This is a genomic window from Chelativorans sp. ZYF759 (assembly GCF_012911015.1).
In the GTDB taxonomy this organism is placed as follows: Bacteria; Pseudomonadota; Alphaproteobacteria; order Rhizobiales; family Rhizobiaceae; genus ZYF759.
In genome coordinates, this window is record NZ_WVVV01000013.1 from 65,001 (window position 1) to 84,368 (window position 19,368).

General features: G+C 64.8%; 18 protein-coding genes (1 of these 18 cut by a window edge). 3 read left to right on the forward strand and 15 right to left on the reverse strand.

Annotation, left to right across the window (positions count from 1 at the left end):
• A protein-coding gene (locus tag GRZ55_RS18060; protein ID WP_169288352.1) for a M23 family metallopeptidase crosses the window boundary here: on the forward strand, window positions 1-1,518 show its 3' portion. 423 nt of this gene lie to the left of the window's left edge; the window shows 1,518 of its 1,941 coding nt (coding positions 424-1,941); its start codon lies off the left edge, out of view; it ends in the stop codon at window positions 1,516-1,518.
• 38 nt (window positions 1,519-1,556) lie between these two features.
• Here GRZ55_RS18060 and GRZ55_RS18065 read toward each other — a convergent pair whose 3' ends face one another.
• From GRZ55_RS18065 to GRZ55_RS18105, 9 genes are all read right to left on the reverse strand, one after another.
• Window positions 1,557-3,086: a L,D-transpeptidase gene (locus GRZ55_RS18065; protein ID WP_169288353.1), complete on the reverse strand. Its 1,530-nt coding sequence runs from the start codon at window positions 3,084-3,086 to the stop codon at window positions 1,557-1,559.
• A gap of 144 nt (window positions 3,087-3,230) precedes the next feature.
• Complete coding sequence (clpB, locus tag GRZ55_RS18070; protein WP_169288354.1) at window positions 3,231-5,837, reverse strand: ATP-dependent chaperone ClpB; 2,607 nt, start codon at window positions 5,835-5,837, stop codon at window positions 3,231-3,233.
• A 226-nt stretch (window positions 5,838-6,063) separates the two neighbouring features.
• Window positions 6,064-6,786 carry a DUF4167 domain-containing protein gene (locus GRZ55_RS18075; protein ID WP_169288355.1) on the reverse strand — a complete coding sequence of 241 codons (723 nt, stop codon included), beginning with the start codon at window positions 6,784-6,786 and terminating at the stop codon, window positions 6,064-6,066.
• A gap of 250 nt (window positions 6,787-7,036) precedes the next feature.
• Window positions 7,037-7,960 (reverse strand): peptide chain release factor N(5)-glutamine methyltransferase, encoded by a 924-nt coding sequence (gene prmC / locus GRZ55_RS18080; RefSeq protein WP_169288356.1) that lies wholly within the window; start codon window positions 7,958-7,960, stop codon window positions 7,037-7,039.
• A complete protein-coding gene (gene prfA, locus GRZ55_RS18085; RefSeq protein WP_169288357.1) occupies window positions 7,953-9,035 on the reverse strand; it encodes a peptide chain release factor 1 in 1,083 nt (360 codons plus the stop codon). Before prfA ends, prmC begins: the two co-directional genes overlap by 8 nt.
• Before the next feature lie 10 nt (window positions 9,036-9,045).
• On the reverse strand, window positions 9,046-11,331 hold the full coding sequence (gene ptsP, locus GRZ55_RS18090; RefSeq protein ID WP_169288358.1) for a phosphoenolpyruvate--protein phosphotransferase: 2,286 nt from the start codon (window positions 11,329-11,331) through the stop codon (window positions 9,046-9,048).
• Window positions 11,332-11,515: 184 nt separating this feature from the next.
• The gene (locus tag GRZ55_RS18095; RefSeq protein WP_169288359.1) at window positions 11,516-12,790 is read right to left on the reverse strand and encodes an aspartate kinase; all 1,275 of its coding nucleotides are present in this window, start codon (window positions 12,788-12,790) and stop codon (window positions 11,516-11,518) included.
• Between the two features lie 145 nt (window positions 12,791-12,935).
• Window positions 12,936-13,694, reverse strand: coding sequence for a protein-L-isoaspartate O-methyltransferase (locus GRZ55_RS18100; RefSeq protein ID WP_169288360.1), 759 nt, complete (start codon window positions 13,692-13,694; stop codon window positions 12,936-12,938).
• 102 nt (window positions 13,695-13,796) lie between these two features.
• Window positions 13,797-14,432 carry a LysE family translocator gene (locus GRZ55_RS18105; protein WP_169288361.1) on the reverse strand — a complete coding sequence of 212 codons (636 nt, stop codon included), beginning with the start codon at window positions 14,430-14,432 and terminating at the stop codon, window positions 13,797-13,799.
• Between the two features lie 127 nt (window positions 14,433-14,559).
• Here GRZ55_RS18105 and ubiG point away from each other — a divergent pair, with 127 nt between their 5' ends.
• Window positions 14,560-15,333, forward strand: coding sequence for a bifunctional 2-polyprenyl-6-hydroxyphenol methylase/3-demethylubiquinol 3-O-methyltransferase UbiG (gene ubiG / locus GRZ55_RS18110; protein ID WP_169288362.1), 774 nt, complete (start codon window positions 14,560-14,562; stop codon window positions 15,331-15,333).
• Window positions 15,334-15,342: 9 nt separating this feature from the next.
• Here ubiG and GRZ55_RS18115 read toward each other — a convergent pair whose 3' ends face one another.
• The 4 genes from GRZ55_RS18115 to GRZ55_RS18130 are packed head-to-tail and all read right to left on the reverse strand — an operon-like array spanning window position 15,343 to window position 17,663.
• On the reverse strand, window positions 15,343-15,768 hold the full coding sequence (locus GRZ55_RS18115; RefSeq protein ID WP_169288363.1) for a DUF1178 family protein: 426 nt from the start codon (window positions 15,766-15,768) through the stop codon (window positions 15,343-15,345).
• On the reverse strand, window positions 15,765-16,619 hold the full coding sequence (locus GRZ55_RS18120; RefSeq protein WP_169288364.1) for a carbon-nitrogen hydrolase family protein: 855 nt from the start codon (window positions 16,617-16,619) through the stop codon (window positions 15,765-15,767). Before GRZ55_RS18120 ends, GRZ55_RS18115 begins: the two co-directional genes overlap by 4 nt.
• Entirely contained in the window at window positions 16,616-16,891 is a 276-nt protein-coding gene (grxC, locus tag GRZ55_RS18125) for a glutaredoxin 3 (RefSeq protein WP_169288365.1), read from the reverse strand. The genes GRZ55_RS18120 and grxC overlap by 4 nt, the downstream gene beginning before the upstream one ends.
• A 31-nt stretch (window positions 16,892-16,922) precedes the next feature.
• Window positions 16,923-17,663 (reverse strand): ComF family protein, encoded by a 741-nt coding sequence (locus GRZ55_RS18130; RefSeq protein ID WP_169288397.1) that lies wholly within the window; start codon window positions 17,661-17,663, stop codon window positions 16,923-16,925.
• A gap of 124 nt (window positions 17,664-17,787) precedes the next feature.
• Here GRZ55_RS18130 and GRZ55_RS18135 point away from each other — a divergent pair, with 124 nt between their 5' ends.
• On the forward strand, window positions 17,788-18,681 hold the full coding sequence (locus GRZ55_RS18135; RefSeq protein ID WP_169288366.1) for a methyltransferase domain-containing protein: 894 nt from the start codon (window positions 17,788-17,790) through the stop codon (window positions 18,679-18,681).
• Here the strand turns inward: GRZ55_RS18135 and GRZ55_RS18140 are convergent, their stop codons facing one another.
• Both GRZ55_RS18140 and GRZ55_RS18145 read right to left on the reverse strand, forming a co-directional pair.
• A complete protein-coding gene (locus GRZ55_RS18140) occupies window positions 18,682-18,867 on the reverse strand; it encodes a Flp family type IVb pilin (protein WP_169288367.1) in 186 nt (61 codons plus the stop codon). It lies immediately after the preceding gene.
• 93 nt (window positions 18,868-18,960) lie between these two features.
• Window positions 18,961-19,215 (reverse strand): hypothetical protein, encoded by a 255-nt coding sequence (locus GRZ55_RS18145; RefSeq protein ID WP_246734853.1) that lies wholly within the window; start codon window positions 19,213-19,215, stop codon window positions 18,961-18,963.
• Between the last annotated feature and the right edge of the window lie 153 nt (window positions 19,216-19,368).

Consider the following 19,368-nt stretch of genomic DNA (forward strand, 5'->3'; position numbering starts at 1 on the left):
TATCCAGCCTTCGACCCGCTCGAGGTCTTCACCGACGATGGCGGCGCCAGGGTGGCGACGAATACCGGCATCATCTATGGCGCGCGGGTCGAGAGCGAAGTCAGCCTTCGCACCGTCGAGTTCCCCGTGAACAGCGCCGACTTCGACGAAAGCATCGGATTGACGGCCGACGAGGTGGAGCAGGTGGTCCGCAACACCGGCGCCATTCTGACCGACGGCGACATTCAGGTTGCCGCCCTTCATTATGTGGACCCGCTTCGCTTCGGCGACCGGTTCGCCAGCCATACGCTCGGCCCGAACTACAACGCACGCATTGTCGCGCAGAACGTCTCCTATGCGAGGCGCGAGATGGACAGCGGCGCGGCGGTCTTCGCCGAAGACATCATTCCCGTGGCCGAGGAGCAGGAAATCGACGCGATCTTCCATGCCGCCGGCTATTCCACCGCCGATGGCGAACGCATGGCGGATGCCTTCGGAACCCTGCTCAACAGCACCAAGCTTTCCGCCGGCTCCACGTTGCGTGTCGGCATCGAGACCCAAGGTGAAATCAGCCGGATCAAGCGCGCCACGCTGTATGAAGGCCGGCGCCACCGATTGACCATCGCGGTCAACGACCGCGACCAGTTCGTGCGCGGCGAGCAGCCCGAACCCAATCCCGTGGTGCAGGCGGCGCTCGGCGAAAGGCCTCAAGAAACCACGCGCAGCAACCTGCCGACGGTCTATGACGGCATCTATCGCGCGGCGTTCACCTATGGTCTGAACTCGCGCATGACGCGGCAGGTCATTCGCATGCTCGCCGCGGATGTCGACTTCCAGTCGCGGCTCCAGCCCGCCGACCGGCTCGAGGTGCTGTTCTCGCGCCCCGACACCGACAACCGCGCAACGGAAGATTCCGAGCTTCTCTATATAAGCGCCACCTTCAGCGGTACGACGCGCAATTTCTACCGCTTCCAGATGGAAGACGGCACTGTCGACTATTTCGACGACGAGGGACGCAGCGCCAGGCAGTTCCTGCTGCGCAATCCCGTGCCCAATGGGCGCTTTACCTCCGGTTTCGGCATGCGCCGCCATCCGATTCTCGGCTACAGCCGCATGCATACGGGCGTGGACTGGGCGGCTCCTCGCGGCACGCCCATCATTTCCTCGGGCAACGGCGTCGTCCAGAGTGCCGGCTGGTCCGGAGGCTACGGACGCCAGGTCATCATCCGCCACAGCAATGGCTACGAGACGTCATATTCACACCTGAACGCGATTGCCGATGGCGTGAGCCAGGGCGCTCGGGTGCGACAGGGGCAGGTGATCGGTCAGGTCGGCGCAACCGGGCTGGCCACGGGCAATCACCTGCATTACGAACTGCACGTGAACGGCAGCCCGGTCGACCCGATGCGCGTTCGCCTGCCCAACAGCAGGGAACTCGACGGCGAAGAACTGATGGTCTTCCAGAGCGAGCGCGAACGCATCGACGCCCTGCTCGAGGAGGACGGCATGCCCGCATTCACACTGGCCAGCAGCAACTGATCGACGGAGGGCACCGGCCCTCCGCCTTCGGCGGATTCTCAGTTTGAAAATTCAACCGTGACGCCCTGTTTCACCAGGCCGGCAAGTTCGCGCGCGTCCCAGTTGGTCAGGCGGATGCAGCCATTCGAATAGGAACGGCCGATCCGGCTCGGCTCGGGCGTTCCGTGAATGCCGTAGGTCGGCTTGGACAGGCCGATCCACACCGAGCCGACCGGGCCGTTCGGCCCGGGGGGAATGGTGAGGACGCGGTCATTTTCGCCCTGCTGGAAATTGATGCGCGGATTGTAGGTGTATTCGGGGTCGAGCGCGATGCGCTCGACCGTATGGGTGCCGGTCGGCGACGGGGTCGCTTCTGAACCGATGGTCGCCGGATAGGCGACGACAAGGCGACCATCCGCCCCGTAGCCGCGGATCTGCTTGCCGGACTTGTCCGCCACGATTCGTGCGACCGGCTGACGCTCCGGCCTTTTCACGTTGGCGACCACGATTCGCGAGCCGGGCTTGGTGAAATCGATGCCGGGGTTCAGCGACGTCAGGTAACGCTCATCCATGTGAAAACGCTCGGCCAGCTTCTCGACGACCGAGGTGTATCCGAGATGCTCCATACGCGCCTTCTCGCCGAAATCCTCCGGTATGGAGGCAACGAACGGTCCCGCCGCATCGGCAGAAGTGATCTCGTAGGTGGTGAAGGGGTCGCCGCCGGTTTCCGCGAGAAGAGTCTCTATGCTCTCCTTGTCGTAGGTGCGCAGACCCCGGCCCGTCATTTCGCGATAGGTGGCGATCGCCTTGTTGACGTTGTCACCCATCCGCCCGTCGATGACGCCAGGCGACAGGCCCAGCCGGTCGAGAAGAATCTGGACCCGGGCCACGTCCTCCTGGACCAGGCTCACATCCGGCTGCTGCGCGGGATCCGGCAACCCACCCGACCCCGGCTCTGCGTCGATGATGATCTCGTCGATGGTCGAACTGCCCTCGTCCAGTCGCGCCGAATCGCTGCCCCTGCTTTCCGGCAGGGGTTGGCGCTGCACCGGGTCCGGCACGGCGGTGCGGGCCGGCGGCTGTTCGTCGAGCCGCGGGCGTTCCGGCTCGCCCCAGGCGGGACGTGCGGGCTCGTTCCATCTCGGCTCCCGCTCGTAGGTGTAATATGGTTCGTCGTCATAGAAATCGTCGTCATAGACGCCGCGGCCGCGCGGCTGTGGCATGCCGCGACCGAGTTCACGCATGCGACGCTCGCGTCGCTCGAGTGCACGCTGCGATCTGTCATCGCGAAGATACGGATCGCGCTCAGGTTCCCGCCACCCGCGGTCACCGCCGACCGCAGGCCGGTCGAAACCGCGCGGATCGCGAACGCCCACGACGCGGCCTGTCCACGCATCGACCAGGACTTCACGGCCGTATTCGTCGATATAGATGTCGATCTCGCGGGACTGTGCCAGCTGGATCATCGTGCTGTCGGCCACACTCGGCGCGTTGCGCGGATCGGGCCCGCCCTCCGGCCAAGTTGCCGCCGAGGCCGACCCGATCGAAAACAGCCCGGCAATGCCGAGCACGAATGGAAATCTCATCATCCGTCCCATGCCCATCATCCAAATCGCCCCTTTCCGGAAGATGGATCGGGGCATCAGATCATCCACACTGCAATATGAGACATGAACCGGACATGAAAATGGCCGCGCTGAGGCGGCCATTATCATTTCGATGCCCTTTGGCTGTCAGGCAGCCCTGTCGGCCGGCTCTTCCTCAGCCCGCGCGGTGAGATTGAGCCGATCCGAACCAGCCGTCACGGATACCGTCGCTCCGTCCAGGATGACGCCTTGCAGGATCTGCTCGGCCAGCGGGTCCTGAAGGTATTTCTGGATCACCCGCTTCAGCGGGCGCGCGCCATAGGCGGGGTCGTAGCCGCGATTGGCAAGCCACTCGACCGCTTCCGGTTCGAGCGAAAGCGTGATCTTGCGATCCGTCAGCAGCCGCTCGAGACGAGCGAGCTGGATTTCCACGATCTTCCCCATGTCCTCGCGGCGCAACCGGTGGAAGAGCATGATCTCGTCGAGCCGGTTCAGGAACTCGGGCCGGAAGGCCGACCGAACGACACCCATGACCTGGTCACGAACCGAGTCCACGTCTTCGCCATCTCCTAGGCCGACCAGATAGTCGGAACCGAGATTCGAGGTCATGATGATGAGCGTGTTGCGGAAATCGACCGTGCGACCCTGGCCGTCAGTCAGGCGACCGTCATCCAGCACCTGCAGAAGGACGTTGAAGACATCCGGGTGCGCCTTTTCGATCTCGTCGAACAGGATCACCTGGTAGGGCCTGCGGCGGACCGCCTCCGTCAGCGAGCCACCCTCCTCATAGCCGACATAGCCGGGAGGCGCGCCGATAAGGCGGGCGACCGCGTGTTTTTCCATGAACTCCGACATGTCGATGCGCACCATGGCGCTCTCGTCATCGAACAGAAACGCCGCCAACGCCTTGGTAAGCTCTGTCTTACCGACACCCGTAGGGCCGAGAAACATGAAGGAGCCCATTGGCCGGTTGGGGTCCTGCAGGCCGGCACGCGCGCGGCGCACCGCCTTGGAGACGGCCTGCACCGCCTCGCCCTGCCCGACGACGCGCCTGCCGATCTCGTCTTCCATGCGCAGGAGCTTGTCGCGCTCGCCTTCCAGCATCTTGTCGACCGGAATGCCGGTCCAGCGCGAGACGATCTGCGCGACTTCATCGGCAGTCACCTCCTCGCCGCCGGACGCGAGTTCGGCTTCCTGAGACTCGGCTTCGGCCAGACGCTTCTCGAGTTCCGGGATGCGCCCATAGGCCAGTTCGCCGGCCTTGGAGAATTCGCCCCGCCGCTGCGCGATCGCCAGCTCGTTGCGCGCCTCGTCGATCTGCCTTTTCAGTTCGGCGGCCTGGCCACGGGCCTGCTTGTCGGCCTGCCAGGTGGCGGTCAGCGCGGCTGATTCTTCCTCGAGACCCGCAAGCTGGGACTCGATGCGCGCCAGCCGATCCTTCGACGCGGCGTCGCTTTCCTTCTTCAGCGCCTCGCGCTCGATCTTCAACTGCATGATCCGGCGATCCACCTCGTCCAGCGCCTCCGGCTTGGAATCGGCCTGCATGCGCACGCGCGAAGACGCCTCGTCAATGAGGTCGATGGCCTTGTCGGGCATGAAGCGATCGCTGATGTAGCGATCGGACAGCACCGCCGCCGCGACCAGCGCGGCATCGGCAATGCGCACCTCATGGTGCTGCTCGTATTTCTCCTTCAGCCCCCGCAGGATGGAGATCGTGTCCTCGACCGACGGCTCCTTGACGAAGACCGGCTGGAAGCGGCGGGCAAGGGCTGCGTCCTTCTCGACATGTTTGCGATACTCGTCGAGCGTGGTGGCACCGACGCAGTGCAGTTCGCCGCGAGCCAGCGCCGGCTTCAGGAGGTTGGAGGCATCCATCGCGCCGTCGGCCTTGCCGGCACCGACCAGCGTGTGCATCTCGTCGATGAACAGGATGATGCCGCCTTCAGCGGCAGTGACTTCCGACAGCACCGCCTTCAGCCGCTCCTCGAACTCGCCGCGATATTTCGCGCCGGCGATCAGCGAACCCATGTCGAGCGCCATCAGATCCTTGTCCTTGAGCGATTCGGGAACGTCGCCATTCACGATACGCAGCGCCAGACCCTCGGCGATGGCCGTCTTGCCGACGCCGGGCTCGCCGATGAGCACGGGATTGTTCTTGGTACGCCGCGAGAGAACCTGGATCGTACGGCGAATCTCCTCGTCGCGGCCGATCACCGGATCGAGTCGACCGGCACGTGCGTCGTCCGTCAGGTCACGGGCATATTTCTTCAGCGCATCGTAGCCTTGCTCGGCGCTCGCGGAATCGGCGGTGCGCCCCTTGCGCATGTCCTCGATCACCCGGTTCAGCCCTTGCGGCGTCACACCGGCCTTGGAAAGGATCTCGCTGGATTTCGCCGACTTCTCGATGGCCAGCGCCGTCAGCAGCCGCTCGACGGTAACGAAGGAATCGCCCGCCTTCTTGGCCAGATCCTCGGCGGTGGCGAAAACCTTCGCCAGTGGCGCTGCCAGATAGAGCTGGCCATTTCCGCCCTCCACCTTGGGCAAGGCTTCCAGGGCGGCATCGACTGCGAGGCGGACATCCTTGGAGCGGCCGCCGGCGCGATCGATCAGTGAGCCGGCGAGGCCCTCCTCGTCATCGACCAGGACCTTGAGGATATGCTCGGGTGTGAATTGCTGATGGCTGCGCGACAGCGCCATCGTTTGCGCCGACTGGATGAAGCCCCGGACGCGCTCGGAGTATTTCTCGATATTCATGAACCTGTCTCCTGCTCTTCGCCGGCCCGCTTCGCGGCGCCGGGTCAGTCTTCAGTGACGGACCCCCATGAAACCATGACCGGGATCAATTCGGCCAGAGTCTCTCGCGGCAGGTCCAGTTGAACAGGATATGGGTACGGCGCATGGACCGCTCAAGACTGACCCTTACGCCAACAAAAAAGAGCGGCGGACAGACGTCCGCCGCTCTTCAAGCTTTCTTGCGAGATCAGCTGTTGGCGGCTTCCGCCAGCTCGCTGTCCGACGCATTGCCTTCGCCTTCGCCCTCGCCTGCCTTGGCGCGGGGACGGCGCGGACGACGCGCACGGCGCGGCGCGGCATCACCCTCTCCACCTTCGGTCGTCTCGACTGGCTTCTGTTCGGCTTCCGTAGATCCGTTGGTCTTGGCTTCCGGGGAATTGCGAGCGCGACGCGGCTTGGGAGGTGCCACCTCGCCCTGCTCCAGAGCCACTTCCGCCGGCGTGCCGTCGATTACCGGCTGCGGGCCGGAACCTCTGCCATTGTCGGACCGCTCGTGGCGATCGCCACGCTCATTGCGGGGCTGCTCATTGCGGGTCTGATCGCCACGAGGCTGATCGTCGCGCGAACCCTGGTTGTCGTCCTGGTCGTCGCGATCCTCATCATCATCGTCGCGCGAGCGTGGCTGCTGCTGATTCTGGTTCTGGAGAAGCATCGCCGCCGCAATCAACCGGTTGTAATGCTCGGCGTGCTGGAGATAATTCTCGGCCATCACGCGGTCACCGCTGGACTGGGCGTCGCGCGCCAGCGTCGTGTATTTTTCGGCAACCTGTTGGGCGGTACCCCGAATCTTGACGTCCGGACCGTTACTCTCATAGCTGCGGGTAAGCGGATTTGGGCTTTTGCGATTGTTGTTATTGGTATTGTTACTGCCGCCGCGTCCGCGCATGCGCCTGTTCTGCTGTGGCCTCATCGACTTCTCTTCTGTTGAAAATATCGGATGCTCACCGGCTCCTCTTGGAACACGGCAAATCTGCATCTGGGGATTGGCGCATCATCGCGCGTTCGCGCTACCGCCAAGTCGAATCCTGTCTCATCTCATGTCACTTGCCGGATGACCCCCGTACGAAGCTTGGAGATCTATCAAGACAGAAGGCAGCTTGTTCCCAGAGAACCGAATCGATAACGGCACTGCCTGCTTCGTCGCATCCGGTGACGGGAAACTAGCGGCAATCAATTCTATTGCCAAGCCTTTTTTGCTGCGGTGCGCCCAAGTGCTCCGGCAGGAACATCAGCGCCCTGTCGCGGCCGGCAAGATCGCTCGCCTGTCCTGCCGATGAAAAACCGCGCCCGTGGAAAAGTGCAGTGACCGCTTCGCGCTGATCGTGCCCTATTTCGATTGCTACGACGCCGTTGGGCGTCAGAAAGGCTGCCGCTTCGTCTGCGATCGCGCGATAGGCATCAAGCCCGTCTTTGCCGCCATCCAGTGCCTGAAGCGGGTCGTGCTCACGCACTTCTCGCGACAGCGTCTCGATCTCCTTGCTCGCAATATAGGGCGGATTTGAGACAATCGCATGAAAGCGACCATCGACCGCTTCAAACCAGTTCGAGATCTTCGCGTCGAACCGGTCGCCCACCCCATTGAGATCGGCATTCGCCATGGCCGTTTCAAGGGCGCCGGGCTGGATATCGGTGCCGAGCGCGGTGGCGAAGGGCAATTCCTTGAGCAGGGCCAGCGCGATCGCACCGCTGCCGGTCCCCAGATCGAGAATGCGGCAAGACCCGTTTTCGGCAAATCTGCTCAGCGCAGGCAGCACCAGATCGACCAGCGCCTCGGTATCCGGTCGGGGATCAAGCGTTTCCGGCGACAGGCGGAGCGTCACGCCGTGGAAATCGCGCTGGCCGATAATCCGGTGGACCGGCACGCCGGATGTCCGCTCTTCCAGAGCCCCGGCCACGGCGTGGACCTGTTCTTCGGCGACGACGCGATCCGGCGCCGAAAGCGCGGTTGTCCGGTCGGTCTGGGTGAAGTGCTCCACCAGCAGCCGTGCCTCGAGTACGGCCTCCTCGATACCAGCCTGTTTCAACGATTGCCGGGCATGGGCCAGAAGACCTGCCAGCGTGATGGAGCGGGAGGCCTCACCCATCGCCGTCCATGGCCGCGATCAGCCGCGAATGGTGATCGGAGATCAGCGCGTCGACGATCTCGTCGAGGTCACCCTCGATCACCCGATCGAGCTTGTAGAGCGTCAGGTTGATGCGGTGGTCCGTGACGCGGCCCTGCGGGAAATTGTAGGTGCGGATGCGCTCGGAGCGATCGCCGGACCCGACCTGCAGCCTGCGCGCTTCCGACCGCTCGTCGGCCGCCTTGTTGCGCTCCATGTCGTAAAGCCGGGCGCGCAGGATCTGCATGCCGCGGGCGCGGTTCTGGTGCTGCGACTTCTCCGCCTGCATGACGACGATGCCGGTCGGAATGTGGGTGATACGCACAGCCGAATCGGTGGTGTTGACGTGCTGGCCGCCGGCCCCGGACGCCCGCATCGTGTCGATGCGGATGTCCTCGTTGCGGATCTCGATGTCGACCTCCTCGGCCTCCGGCAGCACCGCGACCGTGGCGGCCGACGTGTGAATTCGGCCGCCTGCCTCGGTCTCGGGCACGCGCTGCACCCGGTGCACGCCCGATTCGAATTTGAGATGAGCGAAGGCGCCCCGGCCGGACACGGTGGCGATGATTTCCTTGTAGCCGCCCGCCTCGCCCTCCGAGGCGGAGACGGCCTCCACCTTCCACCCATGCTTGGCGCAATAGCGCTCATACATGCGGAAGAGGTCGCCGGCGAAAAGCGCCGCCTCGTCGCCACCGGTCCCGGCGCGAATTTCGAGGATCGCGCTCTTGTCGTCGGCCTCATCCTTGGGCAGCAGCATTATCTGCATGGAAGCGCGCAGGCTTTCGATACGCTCTTCCACTTCCGGGACCTCCGCCGCGGCCAGTTCGCGCATCTCCGCATCCGTCGCGCGATCCGCGAGCAATGCCTTCAGATCCGCAAGCTCCGCTTCGGCAGTTCGCAGGTCGCGGATGCCGGCGACGATCTCCTGCAGCTCGGAATATTCCGATGCGAGCTTGACGTATTTGTCCGGCTCCGGCCCGGCCGCCATCTGCGCTTCGAGCATCTCGAAGCGCTTGAGAACCTGATCCATGCGATCGCGGGGAAGTTCGATGGTCATGCGGGTCTTTTCACAGCGGAATTTGGTTGTCTGCGGCGAATTTCTGAAGTTCGGCACGCAATTCGCAGTCGGTCGCGCGACCGTCCAGCAACTGGCCCACCCTTTCGGTGACCTGCCCCCAGTGCAACTCGCGCAGCATGGCCTTGACCGGGCCGATCGAGGCCGGCGACATGGAGATCGCGCGGTATCCCGCCCCGAACAGCGCCAAGGCCGAAAGGGGTCGGCCGGCAAGCTCGCCGCACAAGGTGACAGGCGTGCCCGCGGCGTCTCCGGCCCGCGCGATCTGGCGCAGAAGCCGCATGAACGGCACGGAGATCGGGTCGAACCTGTCGGCAAGCCGCGTGTTGCCGCGATCGGTGGCCGCCACGAACTGGAACAGGTCGTTGGAACCGACGGAGACGAAATCCACCGCCTCCATCAACTCGTCGAGCTGCCAGAGCAGATTAGGCACCTCGATCATGGCACCGAGCTTCACCCGGGTCGGCAAGTGAGCGGCGAAGCGCGAGAGATGCCGCACTTCGCGCTCAAGCAGATCGCGCGCCTCGCTGATCTCGGAAATCTCGGTGACCATGGGCAGCATCAGCTTCAGCTCGCGTCCTCCGCTCGCCTTCAGCAGCGCCCGGAACTGGGTGCGCAGCAGCGCCGGCCGGTCGAGCGCCAGCCGGATCGCCCGCCAGCCGAGCGCCGGATTCTCCTCCGGCCCGGTGCCCTTGAAGTAGGGAAGGACCTTGTCCCCGCCGATATCGATGGTGCGGAAGGTGACGGGCCGGTCGCCGGCTGCTCTGATCACCTCGCGGTAAAGCTTCTCCTGCGCCTCCGCGCGCGGGAAGGTGGCCGCAACCATGAACTGGAGTTCCGTGCGGAAGAGACCGATGCCGACCGCGCCCGATTCGTCGAGCTGCGGCAGGTCGACGGCCAGCCCCGCATTCATCATCAGGTCGATCGTGACGCCGTCCAGCGTCTCGGCAGGCTTGTCGCGCAATTCGCGGTAGAGTTCCTGGCGCCGCGCCCGGAACTTCACCTTCTCGGCATAGGCAGCCTCCACATCGGGCTGCGGGCGCAGATGCACCACGCCCTCGTCGCCATCGATGATGATGGGGTCGCCATTCTCCGACATCGACACCGCACCGATCATCTGGCCGGTCACCGGAATGCCGATGGCGCGGGCGACGATCACGACATGGCTCGTCAATGCGCCTTCTTCGAGCACCAGCCCGCGCAGCCGCTCGCGTGGATAGTCGAGCAGTTCCGCCGCCCCCATCGAGCGTGCCACGACCACGGCATCGCGCGGCAGCGTATCGGCGAGTCCATCGGGACCCTGGCCGACCAGCAAGCGAAGCAGCCGATTGGCAAGATCGTCGAAATCGCTCATCCGCTCGCGCAGATAGGGGTCGGTCATGTGGAGCATGCGCGCGCGCATGTCGCTCTGCACCTTCTCGACGGCGGCTTCCGCCGTTAGCCCGTTGCGCACCGCCTCTTCCAACCGTCGCCCCCAGCCGCGGTCATTGGCGAACATGCGATAGGCTTCCAGCACCTCTCGATGTTCGCCGTCGAACGCGATCTCGCGGCGTGACAGCATGTCGTCGATCGAAAGCCGCAATGACCCGAGCGCGTCTTCCAGGCGCTCCAGTTCGGCGTCGCTGTCCTCGTTGAAGAGGTTCGTGACCACCACGCGCGGCTCGTGCAATACCACGTGGCCGAGCCCGATGCCGTCGTTGAAGGCCATGCCCTCGAAGGTGACGGGGCGGCTCAGGTCGAGTTCCAGCCCTGGTCGGGTCAAGCGCGAAAGCTCGCCCGACGCCACCATCTCGGCAATCACCATAGCGATCGTTTCGAGGGCTTCGATCTCCTCCTCGCGATATTGGCGCATGGTGCGATTCTGGACGACGAGGACCCCGAGGGTTCGTCCGGCCCTGAGCACCGGCACCCCGAGGAAGGAGTGATAGATCTCCTCGCCCGTTTCCGGCAGATAGGCGAAGGCGGGGTGATTCTGCGCATCGGACAGATTCAGCGCCCGCGCGCTCGCCGCGATGGTACCGACCAGACCTTCACCCAGGCGCAGTTGCGCCAGGTGGACCGAACCGGGGTTGAGACCCTCGGTGGCGTAGAGCTCCAGCACCGAATCGGCCCGCAAAACGTAGAGCGAGCAGACTTCCGCGACCATGTTCTGCGCGATTTCGCGCACGATCCGGTCCAGCCGATCCTGGGGCTCCAGAGCTTCGGCCATAAGTTCGCGCAGCCGCTTCAAGAGGACGCGCGGGCCCTGAATGGCCGCCTTGCCGGTCGCGGGGCTCATAGGCCTCTCCCCGCCTTTGGCCGGCGGGCGCAGGTCGGCGCGCCGGGTCGCGTCCGTACCCGGACACGCAACCTTCCCGCCATACCGTTTGCCGGCAACTGCCTCATGCGCCCACTCTCCAAAGGCTTCCGGCGGCCGGCCCCACATCGGAGACCACCGCCCGGTTGAAGGCAAAACACCCTGTCTATTGCTTATCCAGACCGTAGACGGAATGCAAAGTCCGCACCGCCAATTCGGTGTAGGGATCGTCGATCAGAATGGAAATCTTGATCTCGGACGTGGTGATGGCGCGGATGTTGATCCCGCGCTCGGCCAGCGCCTTGAAGGCCGTCGCGGCCACACCGGCATGGCTGCGCATGCCGATTCCGATGACCGACACCTTCGCCAATCCCTGGTCGTGCTGGATCGCGTCGAAACCGATCGAGTCGCGGGTCTGGCCGAGAACGGCGAGAGCCTTGTCGAGATCGCCTGAGGGCACGGTGAAGGTCATGTCGGTGCGGGCGCCGTCCTCCGACATGTTCTGGACGATCATGTCCACATTGATGCCGGCTTCGGCAAGCGGCCCGAAAATGCCGCCCGCAACCCCCGGCCGGTCCGCCACCCGCCGCAGTGTGATCTGCGCTTCATCCTTGGCATAGGCTATGCCGGTCACGACCTGCTGTTCCACGATCTCATCCTCGTCGCAAATGAGCGTCCCGGGCGGGTTGTCGAAATCCCCCATGCCGGGCGCGTCGGGGGCCTCGAAGGAGGAGCGCACGAAGGTGCGCACCCCGTGCACCATGGCAAGCTCGACCGAGCGTACCTGCAGAACTTTGGCGCCCAGCGACGCCATCTCCAGCATCTCCTCGAAGGAAATCTTGGCCAGGCGGCGCGCCCTGGGTTCGATGCGCGGATCGGTGGTGTAGACGCCGTCGACATCGGTGTAGATGTCGCAGCGATCCGCACCGATTGCCGCCGCGACGGCGACCGCGCTGGTGTCGGATCCGCCTCGGCCCAGCGTGGCGATGCGATTGTCGGGACCGATGCCCTGGAAGCCGGCAATGACGGCGACCTGGCCCTGTCCGAAACGCTCGATCATCAGCGCGGCGTCGATCGCGGCAATGCGGGCCGCGCCATGCGCACCGTCGGTACGGATGGGTATCTGCCAGCCCTGCCAGGAGCGCGCGTGCACGCCCATGGCCTGCAGGACCAGAGCCAGGAGCCCGGACGTCACCTGCTCGCCGGAGGCGACAACCGTGTCGTATTCGCGTGCGTCGTAAATGTTGAAATTGGCGCCCTCGGCCTTCGACGCCTCGCGCACCCAGCCCACCAGCTCGTTGGTCTTGCCGGACATGGCGGAAACGACGACGGCCACCTCATGGCCGGCAAGGACCTCGCGCTTGATATGCCGCGCCACGTTGCGAATGCGGTCGATATCGGCGACGGACGTACCGCCGAATTTCATCACGATGCGCGCCATCTGCGGGGAAGGCCCTTCAATCTAAGGCCGGTGCGGCTGGCGCCCTGCCTCCAAACGAACGCGCCCTGGCGGGCCAGGGCGAAATGCAGCGCTTCCATATCCAAATCGCGGCGCTTCCGCAAGCAAGCCGCCTTTGCGGAAGGTCTCAGATGCGCTCGCCACCCGGCAGCCGCATGAAGCGGACGGGCATGATCGTTCGCCGGGAGATGTCGCCCTGCGCGCTCTTGGTGAAGAGCGTCAGTTCCTGCCCTTCCTCCCCGCGCCCGACGGGGGCCACGAGCCGGCCACCCGGCTTGAGCTGGCGCAGCAAGATGGATGGCACCTGGTCCACCGCCAGTCGGATGATGATGGAATCGAACTGCCGCGAGGTGTCGGGCCAGCCATAATAGGGATCGGCCACGCGTGCCTCGACATTGTCGAAGCCGAGCCGGTCCAGCCGGTCCATGCCCGAGGCGGTGGCTGTCGCATCGAGATCGAGCAGGAACACGCTGCTCACGAGACCGCTGGCGACGGCGGCATGGTAGCCGCCGCCGATGCCGAGGATGAGAAGATCGCCTTCGCTCGAGGGCGTGACCAGATCGGTCATCATGGCGACGATGAAGGGCTGGGATTCCCTCAGATCGTGCTCGGCTGGAAGGGGCAGGTCGAAATAGGCCAGAGGCGCCGCTTCCGGCGCGACGAATTCGTGGCGCGCGATCGAGCCGATGGCCGCGAGGACCGCGGGGTCGATGGCCTCCTGCCCCGTGATCGGCGCGGTGGCTCTCGTATGGGCGACGACCTGCTCCACGAGGAAGGCACGGGCTGCATCGACGTCTTCGACCGCTTCCAGCTCTTGCGCGGCGGCAGCGCAACTAATGGTCAGCCCTGCCACGACCGCCATAAGCATGTGTCGAAACGCCAACATCGGATGCCCTTTCCTCTTTCGTCAGCCAACAAAGAGGAGCCTAGCAGAGGACGACGACTTGGAAAGCCAGCCTCATCCAATCGTGATGAGAATCCGCAGCGATCAGGCGGGGCCACGTCGCAGGGCCAGGGCCAGAATCCCCGCGCCAATCATCAGCGAGCCGCCGATCCTGTTGACGGCGCGGCGCACCGAGGGCTGACGCACCCTTCCCCGCGCGAGGCCGGCAAGCCAGGCATAGGCTGCCGCATTGGTGACGGCCAGCACCAGGAAGGTGGCCTCCATCACCACCAGTTGCGGGATGAGCGGGCCCGCGGGGTCGATAAAGAGCGGCAGGAACGCGACGAAAAAGACGATACTCTTGGGGTTCAGCGCTGTTACCAGCCAGGCGTGGGCGAACACGCTCAACGAACGCGGTGCCGTTGCCAGCTCGGGTGTTGTGTCGTCGGCGGCGGCGACCGGCGCCCGCCACATCTTGATCCCGAGATAGAGCAGATAGGCCGCTCCCGCCCATTTGACCGCCGTGAAGGCCGTGGCCGAGGCGGCCAGGATCGCCCCCAGCCCAAGCAGCGAGGCGGTCATCGCAGTGAAGTCGCCGAGCCCCACGCCAGCCACGGCGGCACGCGCGGAATCGCGACCGTGACCGAGCGCATAGGCAACCACGAGCAGCACGGTCGGGCCGGGAAGCGCGACGACGGCGGCGCTGGTAAGCGCGAAAGCCAACCACATTTCAAACGTCATGGCGGGAATCCTCAGTTGATTGAAGCAGCAATCCACGCCACCGGCGCGCCGTCAAGTTGGACAATGCACCTTGACATCGTGCGTTCGGCGAACGACTTCATTCGCGTCTGACGAGGAGAGTACCGGCATGGCCGAAGCCCAACGCACCACCATCGACCCGGACGAGGTGGAACGCTTTTCAGCGCTGGCCGCCGAATGGTGGAACCCCAACGGCAAATTCCGGCCGTTGCATAAATTCAACCCGGTCAGGCTCGCCTATATCCGTGACCAGGTGGCCGCGCATTTCGGACGCGATCCGCATGCTGCCCAGCCCTTTGACGGCCTGCGCATACTCGACATCGGTTGCGGCGGCGGGCTCTTGTGCGAACCGATGGCGCGGCTGGGCGCCCAGGTCGTCGGCGTCGACGCGTCCGAGACGAACATCGAGGTCGCGCGCCTGCATGCCGCCCAGAGCCGCGTCAAGATCGACTATCGCGCGGGCACGGCCGAGGCGCTGGCCGACGCTGGCGAGACCTTCGACGTGATTCTCAACATGGAAGTCGTCGAGCACGTCGCGGATGTCGACTTCTTCGTTTCCAAATGCGCAGAGATGGTGAAGCCCGGCGGCCTCATGTTCGTGGCCACAATCAACCGCACGCTCAAGGCGCTCGGCCTGGCGATCATCGGCGCCGAATATATCCTGCGCTGGCTGCCGCGCGGCACCCACGAATATTCCAGGCTGGTCCGGCCCGACGAGCTCGAAAAGGCGCTGAGCGCAGCCGACATGAGCGTGATCGACCGCACCGGCGTGACCTACAATCCGCTTTCGGACAAATGGGGCCGCTCGCGCGACATGGACGTCAACTACATGCTGCTCGCCCGAAAGGCCGAGGAAACACCGGTCCTGGCGCCTGAGGGCTGACTTTCAGCCTCAGTTCCGGTCGTCCGGCAGCACCGGCAGGGGCATGAATTCCACCCCATCCTCGGCCAGTTCCCGGGCTTCTTCCATCGTCGCCTCGCCATAGATGCCACGGGTCTCGGCCTCGCCGAAATGGATCCTGCGCGCCTCCTCGGCAAATTTGTCGCCGACATAATCGGCGTTCTTGCGCACCTTCTCGGCGACGTCCTTCATCATGGCCATCATCTGGCGCTGGGCCTCGTTGGCGACCAGCGCCACCTTCTCCGATTTCCGCGCCGTCGAGACGGCAGGTGCCATCAGCGCCTTTTCGACCGCGCTCGAATGGCAGGTCGGACAGGCAACCAGCCCGCGCTTCTTCTGCGTATCGAAATCCTCGCCGCTCCTGAACCAGCCATCGAAATCGTGGTCGTTCTCGCAATGAAGAGAAAAACGGATCATGCGGCGGCTCCCGAAGCGGGGGCCGGTCCATCGATATCGAAATCGCGTGCGTTGCGGAGGTTCGGCACCTTGCGCCGCGCGTCGCCCACTTTCGCCAGATCGAGTTCGGCCATCACCACGCAGGGCTCGTCATGGTCTGCCTCGGCCAGGATCCGCCCCCAGGGATCGACGATCATCGAATGGCCGAAGGTCTCGCGTCCGTCCTCGTGCTTGCCGCCCTGGGCGGCCGCGATGACGAAGGCGCCATTTTCGATCGCGCGCGCGCGCAGGAGAACGTGCCAGTGCGCCTCGCCGGTCTGGCGGGTAAACGCCGCCGGCACCGTCAGCACATCTGCACCGGAAAGCGCCTGGGCACGGAACAATTGCGGGAAACGCAGATCGTAACAGACCGCCATGCCGAGATTGCCGAATGGCAGTTGTGCGACCCGTGTTGCCGCGCCCGGCTCGTAGGTTGCCGATTCACGCCAGCTTTCGCCATTGTCGAGGTCGACGTCGAACATGTGGATCTTGTCGTATGTCGCGATCCGCACGCCTTCAGGCGAAAACAGGAAGCCGCGATTGGCGACCTTGCCGTCGGGCCGCGCGATGGCCGTCGAGCCCACATGGACGTGGATGGCGAGTTCGCGGGCGAGTTCCGCGGCCCGACTGACGAGCGCATCCTCGTTCTCCGGCGCGATATGGGCCATCAGCCGGGCCTTGTCGCGGACAAGCAGCCCCGTCATCTCCGGCGATTGAACATAGGCCGCGCCAGCCGCCGCCGCCTCACGCACCAGGGCCTCGAACGCCTCGACATTGGCCCCCGGCTCCATGCCGGTGCGCATCTGCAGGGCGGCAACCGTGACCGTGGTCATTTCGTGGCTATCCCTTCGCGTTCCAGGAGCGTGTCGAGTTCGCCCCGCGCCTCCAACGCATGCAACTCGTCCGATCCGCCGACATGCGTTTCTCCCACGAAAACCTGCGGAAATGTCGCCCGCCCGCCGGCCTTCTGGATCATCTCCTGGCGAAGTTCGGGCGAGAAACTCGCATCATGCTCGACAAAATCGATGCCCTTCCTCTCGAGAAGCCGCTTCGCTCTGGTGCTGTAGCCGCACATCATGCGCGTATAGATCGTGACCTGGCTCATGTGACCTGTCCGCAAACCCTTGTTTCGCCGTCTATATAGAGCCCCACCCCGCATCGCGGAAGTCCCCCGGCAGAACACGCGCGAAGGCGAGTACATCCACGCCTGTCGCTCCTGCCCTCTTCAGAGTGCGTGCGCAGGCCGAAACCGTCGCCCCCGTGGTCAGCACGTCATCGACCAGCAACACGCGCCGGTCCTTGATGGCGATCGCAGCCTCAGCGCTTGCCTCGAACGCACCGCGCACGTTCAGCTCGCGTTGCGCCAAGGCGAGACCCACCTGCTGGCGCGTCGGCTTGCGCCGCCTGAGCACCTGCGGCGCGAAATCGAGCCCGCCCTGGGCGGCAAGAGGCCGGGCGAGTTCGGCCGCCTGATTGAAGCCGCGCATCAGGAAGCGCCGCCGATGCAGCGGCACCGGTACGACGACCTGGCAATCGGCCATGAGTTCCCGGCCGACCCGCATCATCCACCCAGCCATCCAGGGTGCCAGCTCCGTCCGATCGCGGAACTTCAGGTTCTGGACCATCCGTCGGGCAACATCCGTATAGGCGACGGCGGCCCTGGCACGATCGAAGACGGGAGGATTGGCGATGGCGTCGGCCGAGACGATGCCGTCGCCCAGATCGTGTGAAAACGGCACGCCCGTGATTTCGCACCAGGGACGTTCCAGGAGCCGCAGAGCTGGCCAGCAATGCGCGCACAAGGTCCCGGGCTGTGAAACGTGCCGCCGGCAGCCCGGGCAGGTCGGCGGAAACAGCAGCGTGGCCGGCAAACGCATCGCTTCCCGCCACAGCAACTTGATCTGGCCTGCCGGATCGTTCACGAGACAACCCACCCCGCAAGCACCATATCAGATGGCCGCGGACAGGCCAACGGACGCCGTCCGCCACAGCGAGAACGACATGGAACCGCTCATCGACCGACCCACCTCCGTCTGGCGCAAGAAACGCGCGGTCGCAGCCCGAGATCCGGGCGCCGGCTTTTTGATGGCCCGCGCGGTCGAGGAACTCGACGACCGCCTGGGCGCGGTCCAGCGGTCCTTCGCCGACGGCGCGGCACTCTATTGCGGGTTGGGAGACGCTGCCGACATGCTGGGACACTCGGACAAGGTCGACAAGGTGCTGCGCGTCGAGGAGGGCGCATTGGCCGCGAGCATGGCGGGCGATGTCATACCGGCCGAGGGCGAGACCCTGCCGCTTGGTGCTGCCAGCCTCGATCTGGCCGTCTCGCTTTATGCGCTTCACGAGATCAACGACGTTCCCGGGCTGCTTGTGCAGATCAGGCGTGCGTTGCGGCCCGACGGCCTGTTTCTCGGCTGCATGGCGGGTGCCGGCACGCTGGCGGAACTTCGCGAGAGCCTGCTTGCGGCCGAGACCGGCCTGAGCGGCGGTGCAAGCCCCCGCGTCCTGCCTTTCGCCGACGTGCGCGAAATCGGCGGGCTGCTGCAGCGAGCCGGCTTTGCGCTCCCGGTTGTCGATGTCGACGAGGTGACGGTCCGCTACGACACCATGTTCGATCTCATGCGCGACCTGCGCGCCATGGGCGCGACCAACAGCCTCGTCCAGCGCACGCGGATACCGGCAAGCCGCGCGCTCTTTGTCGAGGCAGCGCGCGTCTACGCCGAACGCTTTTCCGATGCGGATGGCCGCATCCGCGCAACTTTCAACACGATCTGGCTGTCGGGCTGGGCGCCCGCGCCCACGCAACAGAAACCCTTGAAACCCGGCAGCGGCCAGGTCTCCCTGGCGACCGCACTGGCGGCCGGGAACCGTGATCCAGAAGACGGGAAGGGTTGATTACTGGTGGCGCTGCAGCGATTGCTGCAATTCGCCTTCGGGGTGGGTAAGCATGCTCTCGAGCGCGTTGCCGAACTGGGTGAAACCCGCGATCATGGCGAGCGACAGGACAGCCACGATCAGTCCGTATTCGATCGCGGTCGCGCCCGTTTCGTCGGCAAGAAATCTGCCCGCCAGCTTCAGCATACGTCGGTCTCCAACTTCACCCGGAAGATAGAGGCTGGACCTTAAGAAAGCTTGAGCCGTCAGGCTTGCTCAACGGTTAATGGGGGTGGCTTGTCAGCAATCGCCGCTGCGCATGCCATTGTCGCGGATGATGCAGACGGAATTCGGAGAAGCCTGCAGCACGCTGCGGCGCTCCGTATAGGTCCCGCCCTGCCGCGTCGCGCCCGTCGTCATGAAGTCTATGCCGGGATTCATGGCCGATTGTGTCGATGGCCCCGAAGTGACGTGGCGATCCGCGATCGGCGCGAGGATCAACGCCATGGCAACGGCGGCCGATCCGAACAGCAAGGTCACGCGAAGAGCGCTCATCCCCGCCGTGGCGAAGTTCCAATGCCTACCGGACTGGTATCCACTCCACCCACCACGCATCGACATTCTGACACCCTGCATCTTAACGGACAGCCGACGCCATCTCGCCGGTCTGCGACCGCTTAAGAATTTCATGTCGCCCTAAAGGATTGA

Bases quoted from the DNA above. Each gene is read 5' to 3' on its own strand.
- ptsP (WP_169288358.1), bottom strand. From the start codon at position 11,331: ATGAGCCCCGCGACCGGCAAGGCGGCCATTCAGGGCCCGCGCGTCCTC.
- prfA (WP_169288357.1), bottom strand. From the start codon at position 9,035: ATGACCATCGAACTTCCCCGCGATCGCATGGATCAGGTTCTCAAGCGC.
- GRZ55_RS18105 (WP_169288361.1), bottom strand. From the start codon at position 14,432: ATGACGTTTGAAATGTGGTTGGCTTTCGCGCTTACCAGCGCCGCCGTC.
- GRZ55_RS18075 (WP_169288355.1), bottom strand. From the start codon at position 6,786: ATGAGGCCACAGCAGAACAGGCGCATGCGCGGACGCGGCGGCAGTAAC.
- GRZ55_RS18120 (WP_169288364.1), bottom strand. From the start codon at position 16,619: ATGACCACGGTCACGGTTGCCGCCCTGCAGATGCGCACCGGCATGGAG.
- ubiG (WP_169288362.1), top strand. From the start codon at position 14,560: ATGGCCGAAGCCCAACGCACCACCATCGACCCGGACGAGGTGGAACGC.
- GRZ55_RS18100 (WP_169288360.1), bottom strand. From the start codon at position 13,694: ATGTTGGCGTTTCGACACATGCTTATGGCGGTCGTGGCAGGGCTGACC.
- clpB (WP_169288354.1), bottom strand. From the start codon at position 5,837: ATGAATATCGAGAAATACTCCGAGCGCGTCCGGGGCTTCATCCAGTCG.
- GRZ55_RS18135 (WP_169288366.1), top strand. From the start codon at position 17,788: ATGGAACCGCTCATCGACCGACCCACCTCCGTCTGGCGCAAGAAACGC.
- GRZ55_RS18145 (WP_246734853.1), bottom strand. From the start codon at position 19,215: ATGAGCGCTCTTCGCGTGACCTTGCTGTTCGGATCGGCCGCCGTTGCC.
- GRZ55_RS18130 (WP_169288397.1), bottom strand. From the start codon at position 17,663: ATGCGTTTGCCGGCCACGCTGCTGTTTCCGCCGACCTGCCCGGGCTGC.
- GRZ55_RS18065 (WP_169288353.1), bottom strand. From the start codon at position 3,086: ATGATGAGATTTCCATTCGTGCTCGGCATTGCCGGGCTGTTTTCGATC.
- GRZ55_RS18140 (WP_169288367.1), bottom strand. From the start codon at position 18,867: ATGCTGAAGCTGGCGGGCAGATTTCTTGCCGACGAAACGGGCGCGACC.
- grxC (WP_169288365.1), bottom strand. From the start codon at position 16,891: ATGAGCCAGGTCACGATCTATACGCGCATGATGTGCGGCTACAGCACC.
- GRZ55_RS18115 (WP_169288363.1), bottom strand. From the start codon at position 15,768: ATGATCCGTTTTTCTCTTCATTGCGAGAACGACCACGATTTCGATGGC.
- GRZ55_RS18095 (WP_169288359.1), bottom strand. From the start codon at position 12,790: ATGGCGCGCATCGTGATGAAATTCGGCGGTACGTCCGTCGCCGATATC.
- prmC (WP_169288356.1), bottom strand. From the start codon at position 7,960: ATGGGTGAGGCCTCCCGCTCCATCACGCTGGCAGGTCTTCTGGCCCAT.